This window comes from Bathymodiolus japonicus methanotrophic gill symbiont (assembly GCF_019721995.1).
GTDB lineage: Bacteria > Pseudomonadota > Gammaproteobacteria > Methylococcales > Methylomonadaceae > Methyloprofundus.
In genome coordinates, this window is the sequence record NZ_BLYC01000004.1 from 83,624 (window position 1) to 102,457 (window position 18,834).

An 18,834-nucleotide genomic window follows, 5' to 3' on the forward strand; every position below is an offset into this window, starting at 1 on the left:
GCATTTCTTACTTGCTGCTAAGATACCGAGCCTACATAAATATTATGCTGCTGACTATGCAAATTCAGTAACAGCTCGGCAAAAAAAATAGGTGAAATGGTATGCTGCGATAGTTCCTTAACCGGCAGCCATTCAACCCCGACCTGATGCTTGTCAGGATCAGGCCCAGAAGCTGGAATATAGTTATCGGGTGTCTGGCATTGAATTAATACTTCTAGCTGATGGCGGGTATAGGGCTCTGGGTCAAACTTGGGGATAAAGAAATCAGCAATATGCAGCACATCAAAAGCATCTACGGCGGTATTGATTTCTTCTAGACATTCTCTAATAACCGCCTGATGCAAGGTCTCTCCCGATTCCAAAGCGCCGCCGGGTAAAGTGTAGCGTACACCTTCGTCCTGGCTGTCTTTTTTGATTAATAGGATGTTACCATTTTGCACAATAACCGCGCGTACCGTTATGCGTATGCCTGACTGTAATTTATCCATTTGTCTAGTTGAGTGCTTGGGCGAAAGCCACGCCCTACCGATCGGATCTGAATAGCTTAAAGATTACCAGTGCTGCACTAGTGATTACAACCAGCGCCATGGATATGGCCATGTTCGATTTCAGTTGCAGTCGCTGGACGGATATCCATTACTTCAACGTCAAATGTTAATTGTTCGCCCGCTAGGGGATGGTTGCCGTCTATAGTGATATTGTCGCCGTCAATCTCAGTAACAGTCACAATGGCAGGGCCGTTACTTGAGTCAGCCTGGAATTGCATGCCGACTTCAACTTTATCCATGCCCTGGAACATGTCTTTAGAGACGGTTTGCATTTGCGCTTCATTGTGCTCGCCATAAGCATCAGCTGCTTCGATAGTCACCGTTAATTTATCGCCGACAGATGTCTCACTTAATGCTCTTTCAAGACCTGGAATAATGTTTCCTGCACCTTGTAAATAGCTTAGAGGTTCGCCACCAATAGAGCTACCCAGCTTTTCACCCGCTTTGTTAGTTAGCGTGTAATGGATAGCAACAACAGGATTTTCAGTATTTTTCATGTTTAATAAATGTAAAAAGTTAAAGGAAGGGGTTTTAGGTGATTTCTGTCAAAGAACATACCGCCTTACGGGGCTTTTGTGCGTATTCTGCGTTGCGACAGCAGTTACATAGAGTGATTATGTGTCTTGTATCGCGCCTTGAAGACAAACGAAAACCCTGCGCAATCTGGCGTATTCTTTTCTGGCAATCACCTAAGAATCATCACTTTGTATTGCAAGTTCGGTGAGTGAATTAATTAAATCTGTGAAAGTTTCCAGACTATCTGTTCTGACCGTAGCATGAGCAAGTTTGCGTCCTTTGCGCGCGGCTTTATCATATAGATGCAGATGTACCTGCTCTAAAGATAATAGTGTTTTGCTTTTAGGGACATTGCCGATAAAATTCTGCATGGCTGCATAGCCTAGAGAATGAGTGGAGCCCAGAGGCATACCCATAATCGCGCGCAGGTGATTTTCAAACTGGCAGGTTTCGGATCCTTCGATAGTCCAGTGGCCGGAGTTATGTACTCTTGGGGCAAACTCATTGGCAATTAGTTGGTCACCTACGGCAAACAGCTCCAGTGCTATTGTGCCAACATAATCAAGCGCGTTCAGGATGGCGGTAATATAATTTTCTGCTTGCCCCTGTAATGGGTCATTTCGGGTGTTTTTAGCCAGACGCAAGATACCTTTATGATGCTCATTTTCAGAGAGTGGGTAGTAGACGGTTTCACCCGCAATATTACGGCTGGCAATAATAGAAATTTCCCTGTCAAAAGGCACAAAGCCTTCGACTACGCATGAAGCATTATTAACTGCCTGCCATGCCTCAGCTAAATCCTGAGCATTTTTAAGTACCACCTGGCCTTTGCCATCATAACCAAAGCGGCGTGTTTTAAGAATGGCTGGATAGCCAATCTCCACCATTGCCAGTTGTAATTCATCCAGACTGGAGACCGCTGCAAATGGTGCGGTAGCAATGCCCAGATCCTGCAAAAATGTTTTTTCAGTAATGCGATCCTGGCCTATCAATAAGGCTCTTCCAGGTGGATAAACAGGTGTGCTTCGATTGAGAAAGTCGATGATTTCCACCGGCACATTCTCAAATTCATATGTGATAACATCAGACTCTTCTGCAAGCTGAGTTAGCAGCGTTTTATCAGTGTATTCGCCTATCAGATGCTTACCTATATCAGCAGCGCAGGCAATGGGAGTCGGATCTAAAAAGATAAATTTAAGACCTAAAGGTTTTCCTGCCAATGCAAGCATCCGGGCTAGTTGCCCGGCACCTAAAATGCCAATAACCATTACGTAAACTCCCTGGGGTCTGAATTAGCAAGTACTGTCTCGGTTTGCTGCTGTCGAAATGCATTCAGCGGCGCTTTATATTCAGTGTGTTTGTTAGCAATAATGGCTGCGGCTAACAGTGCCGCATTGGTTGCGCCCGCTTTGCCGATTGCTAGTGTGCCAACCGGGATTCCTGCAGGCATTTGTGCAATGGATAATAATGAATCCATGCCATTCAGTGCTTTGGATTGCACCGGCACGCCTAATACGGGTAAACAGGTTTTTGCTGCGGTCATGCCAGGCAAATGTGCTGCGCCACCTGCGCCTGCAATAATGACTTCCAGGCCTTTGCCCTCCGCGCTTTCTGCATAGGTAAACAGCTTATCCGGGGTGCGGTGCGCGGAGACAACTTCAACGTCAAAAGGAATGCCTAGTTGTTCTAGTTTTTCAGATGCAAAGCGCATGGTTTCCCAGTCCGAAGTTGAGCCCATGATAATACCCACTAATGCAGTCATGTATGTCCTTTTTATGCAAATAATTAGCTTACGTCGTAGCGATAAAACTGCTCGTTCGTTAGCAAAAGTAATTGATTATACTTAAGTTTATGACATTTTAAAATACAAGAATGTGCATAAAATTGCAGGAAGCTCAATATTTTGATTAAAAGCAGGAGGGGCGAGTCGGTATTAAGTCTCTGGGGAGTTGATGTTTTGCAACTTATTGCTAATTTGATTAGATATGTATGGCACTCGATGTTCAAGTTTTTGATATTGAGAAGGTAAAATCAGGTATTCTGAGGTTGTTGTAATTTTATCGGTGTAATCCCATGTTAATGAATGCCCCAGCCACCTTTATCCAAAGCTATATTGACGATTTAAATGATGCGCTCAATCAGCTAAAACCCGGAGCGGCTTTGACACGGATTCAAGCCGCTTGGTTGGGCGCTTGTTTAACGTGCATACTGCTAATGAACTCTGTTTGCTGGGCTAAGTTTGAGCGAGCAAGCCTTGGAGATTGCAAAGTAGCCGCATTATCCTGGGTGTTTCGTAAAGCAAGTATACCCTGGGACTGGTTGCTACGGGTGAGTGTGGTCTTAATTCTGAAACGTTATGGCATTACTGAAGGTGTGTTGGCCTTTGATGAATCAGACCGAGCACGATCTAAGTCTACAAAACGTATTTATAAGCTGAAGTTTCCCAATTATTGAGTGGCTGAAATACACAATGCTGGTGTATCGAGGTTTATTTTAGGTGGTTTTGCCATGTTTATCATCAGTGTTCCCCTATCAATTGAGGCCGTGAAACTAACCTCGCCACAAGAGAGCTCATAAAGCACTGTAAAGACATTCCTGTTATTATTGCGTTTTGAACTGCCCGAATGGTATACGAGCTGATACGAGATATTCTTGCCTGGAAAAATAATGGATTCACAAAACGATCTCGTTTTTGGGCCTGTTGCTGCCTAATCTCCAGAGCCTCGCTATATTTTTTATCCGATGGATGAATCAATTCTGGCTGTTGTGTTTTTGAAATCTCTTCAAACACGCGCATTAAATTATAGCTCATTGCAGTCAGGCGCATTTGATCTTCAAGTGAGCGGGTATTGGAAGACCAAGCTTTAGTTTCCTTGAAATTACTTTTAGTGTTATTGAATGTCTTTTCAATCGTCCATCGTTTGAAATATAGCATGGCAATGGCTCCAGGGTTAATAGTCATTGGCAAGGTTGCCACAAACCGGTAAAGTTTTCCGGTTTCTGGATCACGGTAATCCACCACGTTAAATTTGATGCCCTTGTTTTCGTACACACTGTATGCTTCAACTCCTGTATTGATCTCATGCTGGGAGTCAAAAGGGATAGACTCAACCAGAGTCGCAATTGAATTTTCTTTTAGCATTGAAATCATGTAATTAGCATGTCGTTTCTGCCGATCCCACCAGACAAAGCCGGTGACGGCTTTATCGTAGACATAGAGATGTTTCTGAGAGCTGTTATTTCCATTGTTTTGCTTTTCAATATGATCTCGTAACACAGGTATTTCTTGATGTCTCTGAGTTCCGTTTGTCACCAGACAAAGAAATCTGAGCAACCCACTTCTGAGATTCAACGCGTAAATCCCCCCGGCCGCATAAACTTTCCCCTTGCTGTTTTTTTCAGTATGGCAGGCATGATCAATAAAATGTCTATCCGCTGCTTCTATGGTGTATTCGTCAAGTTCTGGGAATGCTTTAAGATAATCAATGCCTTGCGATAGCAGTGTTTCAGCGTGAAGATGATAGCTCTGCTGTTCAAATGCCTCAAGGATACTTGTTCGTCTATGCGACTTCAGTGATTTAAAATACGTTGAGTGGGGAAGCAGCTGGCCATAAATCTGTTCATTGGTTTGGAGGAAATGACGACCACTATCGACTACACTGATACAGCGTAATAACCCAAGGCGAATAAAGTCGATATCCTTCAACTCTGGGCATGAACGAGCCCACAAAGGATGACGCTCTGCTAACAGGGCACGTTCCATACTTTCATTGCAGTGTTGGTGAATATGTTCAGAGAGTGGTAGGTCTTTAAGCATGGGTGATATCCGTTTATGAGGTGATTAAAACGGAAATTTTTAGAAAATTTTTTCGGCAATTGCAAGCTTTATTTGAAATTATTTGTTGTTTTTTTACGGTGCCTACAGAGTGTCTATTTGCTATTATAAGTGATTAAAATCAAAAAGATGGAAATATTCGAGTGGTGCTACCTTCAGGTAGGTTATAGGCTGCTTTGTTTAGGTACTTCTTCTTTCAATGGGAACACTGATGATGTTTATAGCAAACCCCTACTTAATTCCCCTTAGGCAATAGCATTTGAAACGAATGAAAAGACTATTTTTTTCATATAGTTGTAGCATAGTTTCAATTTTACCATAAATAATTATTGGGAAACTTCAGTTCTTAATGTGCAGCGGAAATATATCGAGATAAAAGACCTGCAGGGACTGCGTAAAATTTACATCGCTTGAGTCATTCTACGAGATACGCAGGCATTTTCCATCAAGCGCATTATAGATAGCGGTCGCTTGCTGCTGATGACCGGTTGCCCCAGCCAGAATATGGATGTTATTTGCATGGAATTTTTCACGTACCGCTAACGCAGAGCGGGCAGGTGTTTGACGGCTGATATTGGCACTGGTGGAAACAATAGCTCCAGCAAAGTCTGCACATAATCGCTGCACCAAGGGGTGCGCGCTAACCCGGACAGCCAGTGACGTATGTGCTCCGCTTAAATAAGCGGGTACCCAGGCTTGTGCAGGAATGATCCAGGTAATGGGACCCGGCCAGCTGGGCATAATACGCGCTAACATTTCTGTACTTGGCTTAATAAAAGGCTGCAGTTGAGAAAAATCGGATGCAATCAGAATCAGGCCTTTATGTACAGGGCGTTGCTTAATGCTTAATAAATGCATGACAGCGGCTTCATTCAGCGGGTCGCAACCTAAGCCATAGATAGCCTCGGTAGGGTAGGCAATGACTTTTCCCTGCTTCAGCGCATGGCTAGTCATGCGTATTTTTAATTGTGAATGAAAAGTCATAGCTTTTTCGCGCGGTAAAGGATATAGATGCCGACCAGCACAAAGGGAATGCTGAGCATTTGCCCGGTGCTAATCCATAAATCGGTAGCATAATGCACCAGGCTATCTTTATAAAACTCCAGGATAAAGCGCGTGCTAAAAATAAGTATTAAAAACCAGTCGCATAAGCGTCCCCTAAAATCGAAAGTAGGGCTGTTTTTATACAGATACAATAAGAACAGAAAAATACCTGCATAGCTTATTGCTTCGTATAGTTGTACCGGGTGTCTGGGGGTATTATCCAGCCGCTTAAAGATAACCGCCCAGGCAGCATTAGTCGCAGTTCCGGTAATTTCGGAGTTTAAGAAATTACCGATACGTACCAGGCAGCCGCTTAGCGATGCGGCAATCGCTGCCCTGTCCAGAATCCAGAAATAATTAAAGCTGGCTTTACGCTGATAAATATACAGTGAAATTAACACTCCGAACACGCCACCATGACTTGCCAGTCCCCCTTCCCAAATGGCAATAATCTTTTGTGGTTCGGCAAAATAATAGCCCGGATTATAAAATAAGATATGCCCCAGTCTAGCGCCTATAATTGAGCCGCCTATACAATACCAGAGCAAGCGATCTACATCTTCCGCTGTACCTAATTCACGCAGATAAACCCAGTGCATAAATAAATAATTACTGAGTAATGCGAGCGCAAACATGGCGCCATACCAATGTATGCGTAGGTATTTAAAGCTGGCTAAGACAGGATCAAAGTCCCAGATAAAATAGTCCATAGGGGGGGAGGAGGGGGTGTTGAGATTATTATTAATTTTACCATAAATAATTATTGGGAAACTTCAGTAGTAAGTACTTCATGACCTTCATGGTATTAAGTTTTTTACTTTACTCTTCCACCGCAAAATCTACGATGTCTTTTAGCATAATGTTCATCTTTTCGGCAAAGGCATTAAGCTCCGGGTTATCAGTATCGGTGGGCATTAAGTGAGTACGCACGATGGTTTTTCCGTTGAATTCATATGTCACTATATTGCACGGCATAAAGCGTACCGCATGGGGCGACATTAGTAACACTCGATGTTCAAGTTTCTGATATTGAGAAGGTAAAATCAGGTATTCTGAGGTTGTTGTAATTTTATCGGTGTAAGCCCATGTTAATGAATGCCTCGGCCACCTTTATCCAAAGCTATATTGACGATTTAAATGATGCGCTCAATCAGCTAAAACCCGGAGCCGCTTTGACACGGATTCAAGCCGCTTGGTTGGGCACTTGTTTAACGTGCATACTGCTAATGAACTCTGTTTGCTGGGCTAAGTTTGAGCGAGCAAGCCTTGGAGATTGCAAAGTAGCCGCATTATCCTGGGTGTTTCGTAAAGCAAGTATACCCTGGGACTGGTTGCTACGGGTGAGTGTGGTCTTAATTCTAAAACGTTATGGCATTACTGAAGGTGTGTTGGCCTTTGATGAATCAGACCGAGCACGATCTAAGTCTACAAAACGTATTTATAAGGTTTACAAGCAGAAACACAAAGGCTCCGGCGGGTATGTTAATGGACAAACGATAGTATTATTGCTGCTAGTTACCTCATCCATTACAGTGCCTGTCGGTTTTTTCTTTTATATGCCGGATCCAGCCTTAAAGCAGTGGGATAAAGAAGATAAACGGTTGAAAAAGAGCGGTATAGCAAAAAAAGATCGGCCTATTAAGCCTGAACGTGACAGTGCCTACCCGACCAAAACAGAGATTGCATTAGGCTTATTAAAAGAGTTTAAAGTTGCGCATAGCCTGATTAAAATTAAAGGCGTACTGGCTGATGCGCTGTATGGTGAAAAAGCCTTTATGGACGAAGCCGCTAAAGAATCTGGAGGCTCGCAGGTGATTAGCCAATTACGTAAAAACCAAAAAATTGAATATAGAGGTAGAATAAGGTCAGTCGAGAGCTACTTTAATTCGATTAACAAAGGCATTGATCAGATAATACGTGTACGTGGCGGAAAAGAGATTAAAGTGACTGTCAGCAGTGCACGATTAAAGGTGAGTTCTCACAGTAAAAAGCGCTTTGTCATTGCCTTAAAATATGACGGTGAAAACGACTATCGCTATTTAGTGGCGACAGACCTGACTTGGCGCACACAAGATATTATTCAAGCCTATACGTTGAGATGGCTGATTGAGGTTTTCTTTGAGGACTGGAAGATTTATGAAGGATGGGGGCGTGAGGCCAAACAATTAGATGAAGAGGGATCAAGCCGTGGCCTGATTCTGAGTCTTTTGTTTGACCATTGCCTTCTCCTTCACCCAGAGCAAATAGCCCGCATTGAAAGCAAACTACCTGCGTATACCGTAGGAAGCTTACAGCGCAAGTCTCAAATGGATGTACTGCTTGAGTTCATCACGTCATTGCTAGAGTTTCCAGATCCTGGTGATAAGCTGAAAGAGTTAGGTGAATTAATAAAGGATGTGTTTCAACTGATGCCATCAGGAAAACATATGATTGGCAGAGATTTAGGGCGCTTAGGGCCAACAGCATCATTCGCTGAAAATCCTGGAAACGGAGCTTTAGCGAAGTGAAGATTTTTAGTCCGCGATAGCCGTAGGGCCGTTGTTTTGTCGGAGTCTGAGCGTTAGCGAAGGTGGAGACAAAATAAAAGGCCATCCGACACGGCGTCAAGTCATTTGGAGCCTATGTTCCGACCCCTTGTTGGGTCGGGGCGAGGTGACGAGGACGAATCGGGGCCGCCGGAGGCATAAGTGGTCGCGTTAAGTTTTTGCTGCTTGCTTGGGCTGGGATGCCCAAAACAAGCTTTCGCAAAAATAGCGACTCCCCGAAAAGTATTGTTCTGCTGGGTGAAGGTAAGAGTTTGATGGCAATGGAATGGAAAAACTTGAACATCGAGTAACAGGGTTTTAGCGTGTGTCAGATTGCAAAATTGTAGGGTATCATATTCAGGAAAGTCTTTTGTACCCCGCTCGCGGATCACTTTCCCGACCCGGCTATGCCCCGTAATTCTAAAATTATGTTCTGAAATTGCTATTTCCAGTTCAGCGAGCACATCGGCATAGGGCTTTTCGGTATCTGCCTGGTAGTAGGGCAGATACTCGCCTTTAGGTTTTTGAACGCAACCGATCAAGATGCTCAGGCAAGTGATAAGCAATAAAACAACATTTTTTTTAAATAAAGTCATACGTCATTTTAACATTGCAAAATCAACTATCCAAAGTCACGGGTGATATTTAAATAGAGTAGTGGCTACTGTGCTAGAATTGCCCGTTGTTAAAGTCACCTCATATGTAAACTGAAGTTTCCCAATTATTGAGTAGCTGAAATACACAATGCTGGTGTATCGAGGTTTATTTTAGGTGGTTTTGCCATGTTTATACTCGATGTTCAAGTTTTCAGCTATAACTGGGCTAAGAAAAGTAAATTTTTACGGCTCTGTTTTATAAGTGATTGATTTACAATGATGTTGATGCTTTCTTTGTCAGTAAAATTGTCAATAAAATCAATCAGTTAAAAAACTTGAACATCGAGTTATAGCAAACCCCTACTTAATTCCCCTTAGGCAATAGCATTTGAAACGAATGAAAAGGCTATTTTTTCATATAGTTGTAGCATAGTTTCAATTTTACCATAAATAATTATTGGGAAACTTCAGTAAATACCTTATGTCTGATTCTACTGCACTAAGCCTGCCGCCTGGCGAGGACATTATTATTGATTACCATCAACTGGAACAGGTTTTGGCTAAACTTGAAAGCCTGGTGGGCACCAATGGTAATGTATTCAAGGCTAAATTTCCTGATCAGGATGACTGGGTGTATAACATCTGTGACCCGGAGATGGCAAAGCATATTCTGGTCACTAATTACAAAAATTATAAAAAAGGCGTGGGCATCAAGCAGATTAATGTCTTATTAGGCCGAGGCATTATCGTTAGCGAAGGTGACTTGTGGAAACGCCAGCGGAAAATGATGCAGCCGCTGTTTAGTAATAAATTGCTGACACATCAATTACCCTTAATGATTAGCTGTGCTGATAAGTTACTCGCCAGCTGGGATGATGATATTAAGACTGGCAAGCCGATTAATCTCACTGAGTCGATGAGCCAGACTGCGCTGGATTTTATTTTACATGCGTTATTTAGTGAAGACCTGGACCGGATTATCGAAGAAACCGGGGAGAACCCTTTTCTGATGGTAACCGATGATTCTGCCCGAGACTTGTTATTTGCCAGGCGTTTTCGTCAACTGACGCATCTGGTTAACGATATGATGCAGCGACGTCGTGCAGAAAATCGCCAGCCGTTTGATTTACTAACCATGGTGATGAACGCGACCGAGAAGCGTAGCGGTGAGGCGATGCCGGAGAAATTGCAAATCGATGAGATCTTGACGCTTATTATTGCCGGACATGAAACCACTGCAAGTGTTTTAAACTGGACCTGGTATTTGCTTGCCCAGCATAGTGAGATAGAGCAGCAGCTGTTAGCTGAAAGTCAGCAATTCTTGCCCGCCGATAAGATGCCGAGCATGGCTGATACCGAGCAACTGCACACAACACAACAGGTACTGGATGAATCGATGCGCTTATATCCACCTGTCTGGGTTATTACCCGACAAGCATTTGCGGATGATCACTTTAATGGTATTGATATTCCAGCAGGTACTGATATTTTGATACCGCCTTATCTGATGCATCGTAATCCAGCTTATTGGCCTGATCCAGAAAAGTTTGATCCACAGCGCTTTAGTCCGGAAAATAAAGAAAAGCAGCATATCGGAGCCTATTTGCCCTTTGCAATTGGTCCCCGGCGTTGCATCGGTGACAGTATGGCGATACAGGAAATGGCGGTACATATCAGCCGCATTATACAAAAGGTTCATTTTAAACTGGTGCCCGGGCAGACGGTTGAACTGGAGCCATTGGTCAATTTAAGACCCAGGCAAGATATTTTTATACAAGCAACTTATAGATAGGTATATGAGCGAAGCAACATTTTCCGCCACGCTAGTTGAGGCGCTACAGACCACTGCACAAGGTAATAAAAGCATTACCTATATTAAAGCGAAAAATGACGAACTGACGGTTAGTTATGCAGAACTATACAATCGTGCCCTGCACTTGTTATATCAATTACAAGCTGCGGGTGTAAAGCAAGGGGATGAGCTGATCCTGCTGGCAGAAAATAATGAACAGTTTGTCGATGTTTTCTGGGCAGCGATATTGGGAGGTATTATAGTTGTTCCACTTAATGCCGCGAACCAGAATACCGCACATAAACGCGTACTCTCGGTGTTTCAAAAACTAGACTCGCCATTTATCTGGACGACAGCGACATCACTGCAAGCTTTATTAGGCTATGCCGATGAGCAGCAGCTAGCGGCGTTAACGCCGCTATTACAGCAGCAGGCTTTACTCGCAGAACAACTGCTACCGGATCAGAACCAGGCGAAGGTGGCAACAGTTGCCCCGCAAGATACCGCTTTTATTCAGTTTTCGTCAGGCTCTACTGGCGAGCCTAAAGGCGTGGTGCTATCGCATCATAATTTAATGAGTAATATACGCTCAATCCTGAAGGGTAGTGAGGCGACTGCAGCAGATGTCAGTTTAAGCTGGATGCCGCTAACCCATGATATGGGTATCATCGGCTTTCATTTGTCCCCGCTGGTCTTAAATACAGATGTCTACCTGATGTCGCCGGAACTATTCGTGCGCAGACCTAATTTATGGCTGGATAAAATCAGTGAAAAAAAGGCCACAGTGTCAGCCGCGCCTAATTTTGCTTATCAGCATATTTTGAAATATTTTAAGCCAGAAAAGCAGGGGCACCTTGATCTCTCTGCGCTACGTTTAATGTTTAATGGCGCTGAGCAAATTTCAGCGGCATTATGCCGCGAGTTTAATCAGACTTTAAAGCCGTTTGGCTTTAAACAAACTGTTATTTTCCCAGTGTATGGTCTGGCAGAAGCCTCACTGGCCGCAGCGTTTACTCAGCCGACAGCAGAAGTGCAATCTATTTTTATCAACCGGCAGTATATGCAATTGGGCGATACCATTAGAGTGACTTCAGCAGAACAGGCGGACAGCCTGGAAATGGTGTTATTAGGAACGGCTGTGAGCGGCACTGGGTTGATTATTGCGAATACTGCTGGCGAAGAGTTGGCCGAGCTGACTTTAGGGCATGTTTTAATTCGCGGCGATAATGTCACGCACGGCTATTATGACGATCCTGCACTGACATCGGAAACTATTAATAACGCGGGCTGGCTAGATACTGGAGATATAGGCTTTATTTATCAGCAACAGCTGGTTTTAACCGGTCGCTTTAAAGACTTGATTATTGTGAATGGTCAAAACTATCATGCGCATGACCTAGAACAGATGTGTGAGGCGCTACCGGAGATAGGCGAGCAAAAAGTCGCTGCATGTACTATCCCCGGTAACAATGGCGAAGCACTTGCTCTGTTTGTCAACTATAAAGGGGAGTTAAGTGAGTTTGTGGCTATTGCGAATGCAATTCGCGCCATTCTAGCCAAAGATGCAGGCATAGAAGTAGCTGAGGTCATTCCTGTTTCTGCATTCCCTAAAACCACCAGTGGAAAAGTACAGCGCTTTAATCTGTCGAATCAGTTTATTGCTGGAGCGTACGCGGGTGTTATTGCACAACTCAGACAATTATCTGCAGCGGAAGCGGTTCAAAGCATAGGGCAAAGTGGGGCTGGCTCTATTGAGCAGCAGTTAATGGCGATTTGCAAAGAAGTGATTCCTGAGCGAGATATTGCACCTGATGATGATTTATTTGAAATTGGCATTAGCTCGCTGTCGTTAACGCAAATTCACGAGCGTCTGGATCAGCTGTTTCCTGATCAGGTCGAATTAACCGACTTGTTTGATTATCCAAGTATTCGCACTCTGGCTAGCTATCTTGAGCAAAATTCCCAGAGCTAAGGAGGCTATGTAATGAAATTATTGAATACATTTATTAAGCAAAAACTGGTGCCCTCCCTTATTTTCGGCTATGTAAAAATATTGCAAAAGACCTGCAAAGTGCAAATTACAGGTAGCGAACAGATACAGAGCTATATCGATGCAGACCAGCCGATGCTGCCGTGTTACTGGCACCAGCAAATGACGTTTGCGATCCATTTTTTGCTGGGATTATGTCAGCAAGGTGTGCATGCCACCGTGCTAGTAAGCCCTTCTAAAGATGGTAATATCGGTGATGCGGTATTAACAAAACTGGGAATAGGCGTACTGCGTGGTTCTGCGCATCGTACCGGGGCTATGGCTTTACGTGATGTTTACTTAACTGTCAGCAAAGAAAAATGCAGTGTCGGAGCCGCAGTCGATGGATCTTTGGGGCCTGCCAGAGAAGCTAAGGTAGGGTCAGTGGTCTTGGCACAGCTGAGTGGTGCGCCGATTATCCCCGTTGCCAATGCTTGTAGTCGCAAGATTTACTTAAATGGCTGGGATCATTTTTTTCTACCTTTGCCATTTAGCAAAGTACATATCATGATCGGGCAGCCTATTGAAGTTGGCAAGCGAGTCATGGAAGAAGAAATTACGCAATATCAGCAGCAATTAACCGATCAGCTTAATTATTTAAGCAAGCAGGCGGAACAGAGTTTTGATTGATAGCGTTAGAAGAGGGATGGGGTGTTGCAGAGAAGGATTGCGAATATATTTCCAGCTCTTGGTGAAAACGTACGTTGCTGGAGATAGGGTTAACGGGCGCAATGCCCATTAACCCCGATCTGACTTTAAGCTATAAGTCGCAGCTTAAAGCATTCTTTTAAGATCTGTAAATGCTTTTTCTGCCATACCTAAATGATCTTCACCACCTTGCATGTCACCTTTCTTAAATGCTGATCTGGCTTTTTTAAGGTGTGCGTTAGCGCGACCACGAGCTACATCAACTTTATCACTAGCATTAATTTCTTTGCTTGCTTTTAGCGCGGCTTTTGTATGTGCAATTGCTGCTGGGCCATTTTCTCCAGCTTCAACTGACTTCATGCCTTCAGCAATATGACCTAAAACAATATCAGTTGCCTGAGCAGGACCAAAGCAAGTTCTTCCATCTTCACAAGCAACAACCGCAGTTGAAAAAGAACCCAAAGAAAGTGTTAATGCAAACGCAATCAGTGCACTTTTTAATAATTTCATCTATGTAAACCTCATTGTTGTTATTTTGAATAACACGTTACCATTGTTAATAGGCACATGCTGATTATGATTCTAGCACAAACTATATGTGTATTGCATGAGCAGAAATGTAATTAATTAGGTTGACTTGGCCGTCTTTTGGGTGGTAAAGGTTTTGAAAATAATGTTGTGGACGGTGTAATATGGTTATACTTCGTGCGGTCACGGATGCGGAATTTATAGCGCACTGATTTTTGTCGAGGGCAAGGCGCTAAAACAGGCGCATAGCTGGCTATGCAACTGTTTTAGCAACGCCGCTATCGGCAAAAAGTCAGTCGTTAGAAATCCGTGGTCGTGACCGCGCGAAGTATAGATAATTGATGGCGCTAAATATCATTGATTAAATGACATAGACGTGTTTTTATGTCTGCTAATAAACAAACTAGCAAACAAAAGCATGAATAAACAAACAGGCGTTTCGGGAGTCATTCTGGCGGGTGGTTTAGCAAGGCGGATGAATAAACAGGATAAAGGTCTGGTTGCATTTAAGGGGCATGCAATGATTACTTATGCCATACAGGCAATGGTGCAGGTTGTGGATGAGTTAATTATTAATGCCAATCGCAATATCGAGCAATACCAGCAATTTAATTATCCGGTGATTAGCGATGCAAGCGATGATTTTCTCGGGCCATTAGCTGGGGTTTACGCAGCTTTACTCGCCTGTCACAAAGATATTTTACTGGTGACTCCCTGTGACTCCCCTTTTATGACAGCGACTGCTTTGCGGTTCTTGCTTGATGAGCGTCAGCGCTGTGCGGCTGATATTGCTGTTGCCTTTGATGGCGAGCGTATACACCCGGTTTTTATGGCGCTTAACAGCACGCTTAAACATAGCCTGCAAGATTACCTGGCGCAGGGTGAGCGCAAGATAGACCGCTGGTTTGATCAGCATCACTGGGTCAAAGTAGACTTTAGTGCTAATCCGGAACTTTTCTCTAATATTAATACGCTGCAGCAATTAGCGGATTTTTCCGCCAGGGAATGACGATGCAATTAGAAATGACTGATGCAGGATTAAGTGTTGCCAAAGCGGTTGTCGGAATTGATGAAACCGGTGCTACAAGAAATATCCAGTTAGTTGGCGAAAGGGCGATGACCATTTATGTGGATAAGCAGGAAATCGTAACCCTAATGACTATCGGCTCGCACCCTGAATTATTAACCCTGGGCTATTTAAAAAACCAGGTTTTTTTTGAGCATATAAATGAGATCAAAGTTGTGCAGGTCGACTGGGAAACCGAATCAGTCGCGGTGGTGACCAGCGAAGAAAGCAGTGATTTTAGCCAGCAAATGCAGCGCCGAACAGTGACGACAGGCTGTGGTCAGGGAACTGTATTTGGCCGCTTAATGGAAAAGTTACAGAAAATTCGTGTCCCCGAAAACCATGTGCGTCAATCTACTTTATATGCATTGTTAGATTCTGTCAGGGCTCATAATGAAGTCTATAAAAAAGCGGGCGCGGTACATGGTTGCGCTTTATATGCAGCAGATCAGCTAGAGATATTTGTCGAAGATGTGGGCCGGCATAATGCGGTGGATGCCATAGCCGGGCATATGTGGCTGCAGGGTATCTCTGGCGATAACAAAATTTTCTATACCACCGGGCGACTCACCTCGGAAATGGTGATAAAAATCTCGCAAATGGGTATTCCGGTTTTGCTATCACGTTCAGGTGCGACCCAGATGGGGCTGGAAATGGCGCAATTATCCGGCGTTACCTTGATTTCTCGATCCAAAGGCAAGCATTTTATGGTACTTAACGGCGCGCAGAATATTGAGTTCGACGTGTAAAGTAGGCTTTCTAAAGTTATTTCTGTGTCAGTGCAGAGATTAGGATAAAATTACCCGCATTTATTGAATCAAATACACTATAGCAAGACTAATATGAGCATAAAATCAGATACATGGATTCGTCGCAAAGCACAAGAGGAGGGCATGATCGAGCCTTTTGAGCCGGGGCAGGTTAGACACTCAGAGCAAGGTAAAGTTATTTCCTATGGCACATCGAGTTATGGCTATGATGTACGCTGTTCGGATGAATTTAAAATATTTACTAATATCAATTCTGCGATAGTTGACCCCAAGAATTTTAGTGATGGCAGCTTTGTAGATGTAAAATCTGATGTGTGTATTATTCCGCCCAATTCATTTGCGCTGGCAAGAACAGTGGAGTTTTTTCGTATTCCGCGGGATGTGTTAACCATTTGCCTGGGTAAATCGACCTATGCCCGCTGTGGGATCATTGTTAATGTCACGCCACTAGAGCCAGAATGGGAAGGACATGTGACGCTGGAATTCTCCAATACCACGCCATTGCCGGCAAAAATATATGCTAATGAAGGGGTTGCGCAAATGCTGTTTTTTGGTGGTGATGAGGTCTGTGAGGTTTCGTACAAAGACAGAGGTGGGAAGTATCAGGGGCAAAAAGGTGTGACCTTACCGAAAGCATAAGCACACCCTCATTTGGCATGGATGCTAATTATTGTAACTTTCCAGGGGCAGAATGCGTGGTCGGTGGCATTTGAATACAAAAACCATGATCCGCTATGCCCTTTAAAACATCCGTTGCTTTTTCACGTGCTAGTTCACGCTCGGGTGTAAGGTCTAGTTGCATAACAAATTCAGGTGGACCAATACTCTTAAATATCGCCTCTGGAATATCTGAGAAATCATCTTGCTTGGCTATATATAAATACAAACCGTCTTTTTTGCTACTTTTGTAAATAAAACACTGCACAGCATTAGCCCCCTAACGAACAAAGAAAGTCGTATTATCCTAGAAACCGCAGTTGACCGCTATAAAATACTAGAAGCTACTGAATATTGAATAAAATGAATGTTAATACTAGTCACCCGTTGGGTGAATGTTTCCCGCTTCACGGTTTTGTGAATAAATCTGAGCACGAAATACTGCGTTACAGCTCTCGCCAATGACTACGGCCATTGGCGAGAGCTGTGCCTTGTCTTTCGCGCTCAGATTTTCCACAACAGCGTGCTCAACTGCAGTTTCTAGGATTTATCGCACCAATTTACTATGAATGAACCCTCAATAAATCCTGATAATTTTTTCAAAACAGCCTGCTATTTTAAGAGTGCACTGGTTTTAGTCGCCATAGTCCTTGGCTGGATGGTAGATATTAATCCGTTTGAGTTTATTATATTTAATGAACAGGTAGTCATTAACGGTATTGTGGGAACCTTGCCACTATGTCTGATTTTTATCGCCTTAAATCAACTTCAGCTAGATTCCCTGCAAAAAATCAGGCAGGTGTTACATCAAACACTAGGGCCAAGTTTACACAAACATCACTGGGCTGATTTATTTGTTTTAGCCACTATCGCAGGTATCTCGGAAGAGATTTTGTTCCGCGGCGTAATTCAGCCCTGGATGGAAAATTCATGGGGAATGATGGCAGGCATACTGGTCAGTAGCATCATCTTTGGACTGGTGCATGCAGTGACTATCTTATATTTTGTGCTGGCGACAGCCGTTAGTATCTACCTGGGCTTATACCTGGATTATGATAGTTCTCGAAATCTGCTAACGCCTATAATTATTCATAGCGTATATGACTTCTTTGCATTTGTGCTTATCTTGCATAGCTATCGACTAGAGCAACAAAAGGATAAATAAATGACACTCTCAGAACAACAATTACAATCCGACCTGTTAATGGCGGGAGTTATTAGGGCGCTAGCATTGATGAGCTTAATTGCGCTGGTTGTAATCTGCCATACATACGGTAATAAAATACAGCTAGGTATGGATGAGCAGCAGCGTATTTTAATTAGAACTATTCTTTATGTCGTTGCCATTACGACATTTCCGCTAATGAAATTTATGCGCCATGTTTTATTACGATTGAATCAAACGGCAAAGGGTAATAAAACTGCAAAATCTCGCTACTTAGTAACAATTTTTGTCTCTATGACGGTTGCTGCTAGTATAGGAATATATGGCTTTGTGATGTTCATATTAGGCGATAGCTTTAATACACTTTATATATTCATATTATTATCCGCGCTGGTTATGTATTTATACCAGCCAAAAATCGAAGAGTACCAGGCTATTATTAAAAGTCTCGCAGCAAAGCCGTTATAGATCATAGTATTGTCTTTAAAGGTGAGCTGATGGTACTCTTGGCGTACACTGCTATTAAGTTAACCCATCTTCGTCACTTTTATCTTTCTAAGCTATTGATTCATCGGTTTAAGCGATTTTTTGTCGAAAAATTCTCTTTAAAATCAATGGTGTTTTTTTGAAAGTTTTATAGTGCCAGTTATATTATTTTTGTCGATAAATTCATTGACTTTTGTCAAAAAAATCATCATTATTTGAGTGTAATTTACATTTCGACAAAAATACTCTAAAAAATTCAACGTTTTATACAAAAAACACAAAATCTGTAGTGCCAACTGGCTTACGCTGAAAATCATGGAAACGTAGCTTAGCGAAGTGGTGATTTTTAGTCCCTGATAGGCGACAGGGCAATTTGCTGATTCGACGTGTGCTAGCAGCACGCGAGAGGAGCAAGAATTGCATTCCGAATAGCCGTCCAGCCAGTGAGGTAGTAATGACGAAGCGGCTTTTGTGCGTAGTCGTTGCGGACGCAGGGCGTTCAGGGCATCTCCCATCCGCTGCGTAGGTGAACGAATTATGGCGACAGGAGTCACGGCATTTCGTGAGGTAGCATGGCGCGCCTGTTTTTAAAATTTCAACCAATTGATTTATAACAACTACATCATCAA

Annotated in this window: 22 protein-coding genes; 10 read left to right on the top strand and 12 right to left on the bottom strand. The window is 43.2% G+C overall.

The window, feature by feature from the left end; genetic code table 11:
* Positions 1–17 precede the first annotated feature (17 nt).
* From K6984_RS07330 to purE, 4 genes are all read right to left on the bottom strand, one after another.
* The gene (locus tag K6984_RS07330; RefSeq protein ID WP_221894926.1) at positions 18–488 is read right to left on the bottom strand and encodes an NUDIX domain-containing protein; all 471 of its coding nucleotides are present in this window, start codon (positions 486–488) and stop codon (positions 18–20) included.
* Positions 489–565: 77 nt separating this feature from the next.
* Positions 566–1,045, bottom strand: coding sequence for an FKBP-type peptidyl-prolyl cis-trans isomerase (locus K6984_RS07335; RefSeq protein ID WP_221894927.1), 480 nt, complete (start codon positions 1,043–1,045; stop codon positions 566–568).
* A gap of 192 nt (positions 1,046–1,237) precedes the next feature.
* The gene (locus K6984_RS07340; RefSeq protein ID WP_221894928.1) at positions 1,238–2,332 is read right to left on the bottom strand and encodes a 5-(carboxyamino)imidazole ribonucleotide synthase; all 1,095 of its coding nucleotides are present in this window, start codon (positions 2,330–2,332) and stop codon (positions 1,238–1,240) included.
* On the bottom strand, positions 2,332–2,826 hold the full coding sequence (gene purE, locus K6984_RS07345) for a 5-(carboxyamino)imidazole ribonucleotide mutase (RefSeq protein ID WP_221894929.1): 495 nt from the start codon (positions 2,824–2,826) through the stop codon (positions 2,332–2,334). Before purE ends, K6984_RS07340 begins: the two co-directional genes overlap by 1 nt.
* 311 nt (positions 2,827–3,137) lie before the next feature.
* Between purE and K6984_RS07350 the strand changes: the two genes are divergently transcribed.
* Positions 3,138–3,518 (top strand): hypothetical protein, encoded by a 381-nt coding sequence (locus tag K6984_RS07350; protein ID WP_221894930.1) that lies wholly within the window; start codon positions 3,138–3,140, stop codon positions 3,516–3,518.
* A gap of 64 nt (positions 3,519–3,582) precedes the next feature.
* Here the strand turns inward: K6984_RS07350 and K6984_RS07355 are convergent, their stop codons facing one another.
* The 4 genes from K6984_RS07355 to K6984_RS32855 all read right to left on the bottom strand — a co-directional run bounded on the left by K6984_RS07355 (position 3,583) and on the right by K6984_RS32855 (position 7,011).
* On the bottom strand, positions 3,583–4,881 hold the full coding sequence (locus K6984_RS07355) for a transposase (protein ID WP_221894931.1): 1,299 nt from the start codon (positions 4,879–4,881) through the stop codon (positions 3,583–3,585).
* A 438-nt stretch (positions 4,882–5,319) separates the two neighbouring features.
* Positions 5,320–5,883 carry an L-threonylcarbamoyladenylate synthase type 1 TsaC gene (tsaC, locus tag K6984_RS07360; RefSeq protein ID WP_221894932.1) on the bottom strand — a complete coding sequence of 188 codons (564 nt, stop codon included), beginning with the start codon at positions 5,881–5,883 and terminating at the stop codon, positions 5,320–5,322.
* Positions 5,880–6,653: a prolipoprotein diacylglyceryl transferase gene (gene lgt, locus K6984_RS07365; RefSeq protein ID WP_221894933.1), complete on the bottom strand. Its 774-nt coding sequence runs from the start codon at positions 6,651–6,653 to the stop codon at positions 5,880–5,882. Before lgt ends, tsaC begins: the two co-directional genes overlap by 4 nt.
* Before the next feature lie 109 nt (positions 6,654–6,762).
* Positions 6,763–7,011: a DUF302 domain-containing protein gene (locus K6984_RS32855; RefSeq protein WP_338024473.1), complete on the bottom strand. Its 249-nt coding sequence runs from the start codon at positions 7,009–7,011 to the stop codon at positions 6,763–6,765.
* 17 nt (positions 7,012–7,028) lie between these two features.
* Between K6984_RS32855 and K6984_RS07375 the strand changes: the two genes are divergently transcribed.
* Positions 7,029–8,450 (top strand): transposase, encoded by a 1,422-nt coding sequence (locus tag K6984_RS07375; protein ID WP_221894935.1) that lies wholly within the window; start codon positions 7,029–7,031, stop codon positions 8,448–8,450.
* A 112-nt stretch (positions 8,451–8,562) separates the two neighbouring features.
* Here K6984_RS07375 and K6984_RS32860 read toward each other — a convergent pair whose 3' ends face one another.
* Complete coding sequence (locus K6984_RS32860; protein WP_263458685.1) at positions 8,563–8,691, bottom strand: hypothetical protein; 129 nt, start codon at positions 8,689–8,691, stop codon at positions 8,563–8,565.
* 830 nt (positions 8,692–9,521) lie between these two features.
* Here K6984_RS32860 and K6984_RS07380 point away from each other — a divergent pair.
* From K6984_RS07380 to K6984_RS07390, 3 genes are read left to right on the top strand one after another with little or no spacing between them, the layout of a single operon-like run.
* Positions 9,522–10,856: a cytochrome P450 gene (locus tag K6984_RS07380; RefSeq protein ID WP_221894936.1), complete on the top strand. Its 1,335-nt coding sequence runs from the start codon at positions 9,522–9,524 to the stop codon at positions 10,854–10,856.
* Positions 10,857–10,860: 4 nt separating this feature from the next.
* Positions 10,861–12,828, top strand: coding sequence for a non-ribosomal peptide synthetase (locus tag K6984_RS07385; protein ID WP_221894937.1), 1,968 nt, complete (start codon positions 10,861–10,863; stop codon positions 12,826–12,828).
* A gap of 12 nt (positions 12,829–12,840) precedes the next feature.
* Complete coding sequence (locus K6984_RS07390) at positions 12,841–13,515, top strand: lysophospholipid acyltransferase family protein (RefSeq protein WP_221894938.1); 675 nt, start codon at positions 12,841–12,843, stop codon at positions 13,513–13,515.
* A gap of 144 nt (positions 13,516–13,659) precedes the next feature.
* On the opposite strand, the gene K6984_RS07395 is transcribed toward K6984_RS07390, so the two are convergent.
* Positions 13,660–14,043, bottom strand: a complete 384-nt coding sequence (locus K6984_RS07395; RefSeq protein WP_221894939.1) for a hypothetical protein — start codon at positions 14,041–14,043, stop codon at positions 13,660–13,662.
* A 436-nt stretch (positions 14,044–14,479) separates the two neighbouring features.
* On the opposite strand from K6984_RS07395, the gene mobA reads away from it, so the two are divergent.
* The 3 genes from mobA (at position 14,480) to dcd (ending at position 16,536) form a co-directional block, all read left to right on the top strand.
* Positions 14,480–15,070: a molybdenum cofactor guanylyltransferase MobA gene (mobA, locus tag K6984_RS07400; protein WP_221894940.1), complete on the top strand. Its 591-nt coding sequence runs from the start codon at positions 14,480–14,482 to the stop codon at positions 15,068–15,070.
* Positions 15,067–15,876 carry a formate dehydrogenase accessory sulfurtransferase FdhD gene (locus K6984_RS07405; RefSeq protein ID WP_221894941.1) on the top strand — a complete coding sequence of 270 codons (810 nt, stop codon included), beginning with the start codon at positions 15,067–15,069 and terminating at the stop codon, positions 15,874–15,876. Before mobA ends, K6984_RS07405 begins: the two co-directional genes overlap by 4 nt.
* A 93-nt stretch (positions 15,877–15,969) precedes the next feature.
* Positions 15,970–16,536: a dCTP deaminase gene (dcd, locus tag K6984_RS07410; protein WP_221894942.1), complete on the top strand. Its 567-nt coding sequence runs from the start codon at positions 15,970–15,972 to the stop codon at positions 16,534–16,536.
* A gap of 28 nt (positions 16,537–16,564) precedes the next feature.
* Here dcd and K6984_RS07415 read toward each other — a convergent pair whose 3' ends face one another.
* Positions 16,565–16,822, bottom strand: coding sequence for a YcgL domain-containing protein (locus K6984_RS07415; RefSeq protein WP_221894943.1), 258 nt, complete (start codon positions 16,820–16,822; stop codon positions 16,565–16,567).
* A 390-nt stretch (positions 16,823–17,212) separates the two neighbouring features.
* Here K6984_RS07415 and K6984_RS07420 point away from each other — a divergent pair, with 390 nt between their 5' ends.
* Entirely contained in the window at positions 17,213–17,719 is a 507-nt protein-coding gene (locus tag K6984_RS07420; RefSeq protein ID WP_338024468.1) for a CPBP family intramembrane glutamic endopeptidase, read from the top strand.
* The gene (locus K6984_RS07425; protein ID WP_221894945.1) at positions 17,720–18,187 is read left to right on the top strand and encodes a hypothetical protein; all 468 of its coding nucleotides are present in this window, start codon (positions 17,720–17,722) and stop codon (positions 18,185–18,187) included. It begins immediately after the preceding gene.
* Positions 18,188–18,330: 143 nt separating this feature from the next.
* Here the strand turns inward: K6984_RS07425 and K6984_RS07430 are convergent, their stop codons facing one another.
* A complete protein-coding gene (locus tag K6984_RS07430) occupies positions 18,331–18,720 on the bottom strand; it encodes a hypothetical protein (RefSeq protein WP_221894946.1) in 390 nt (129 codons plus the stop codon).
* Positions 18,721–18,834: the final 114 nt, after the last annotated feature.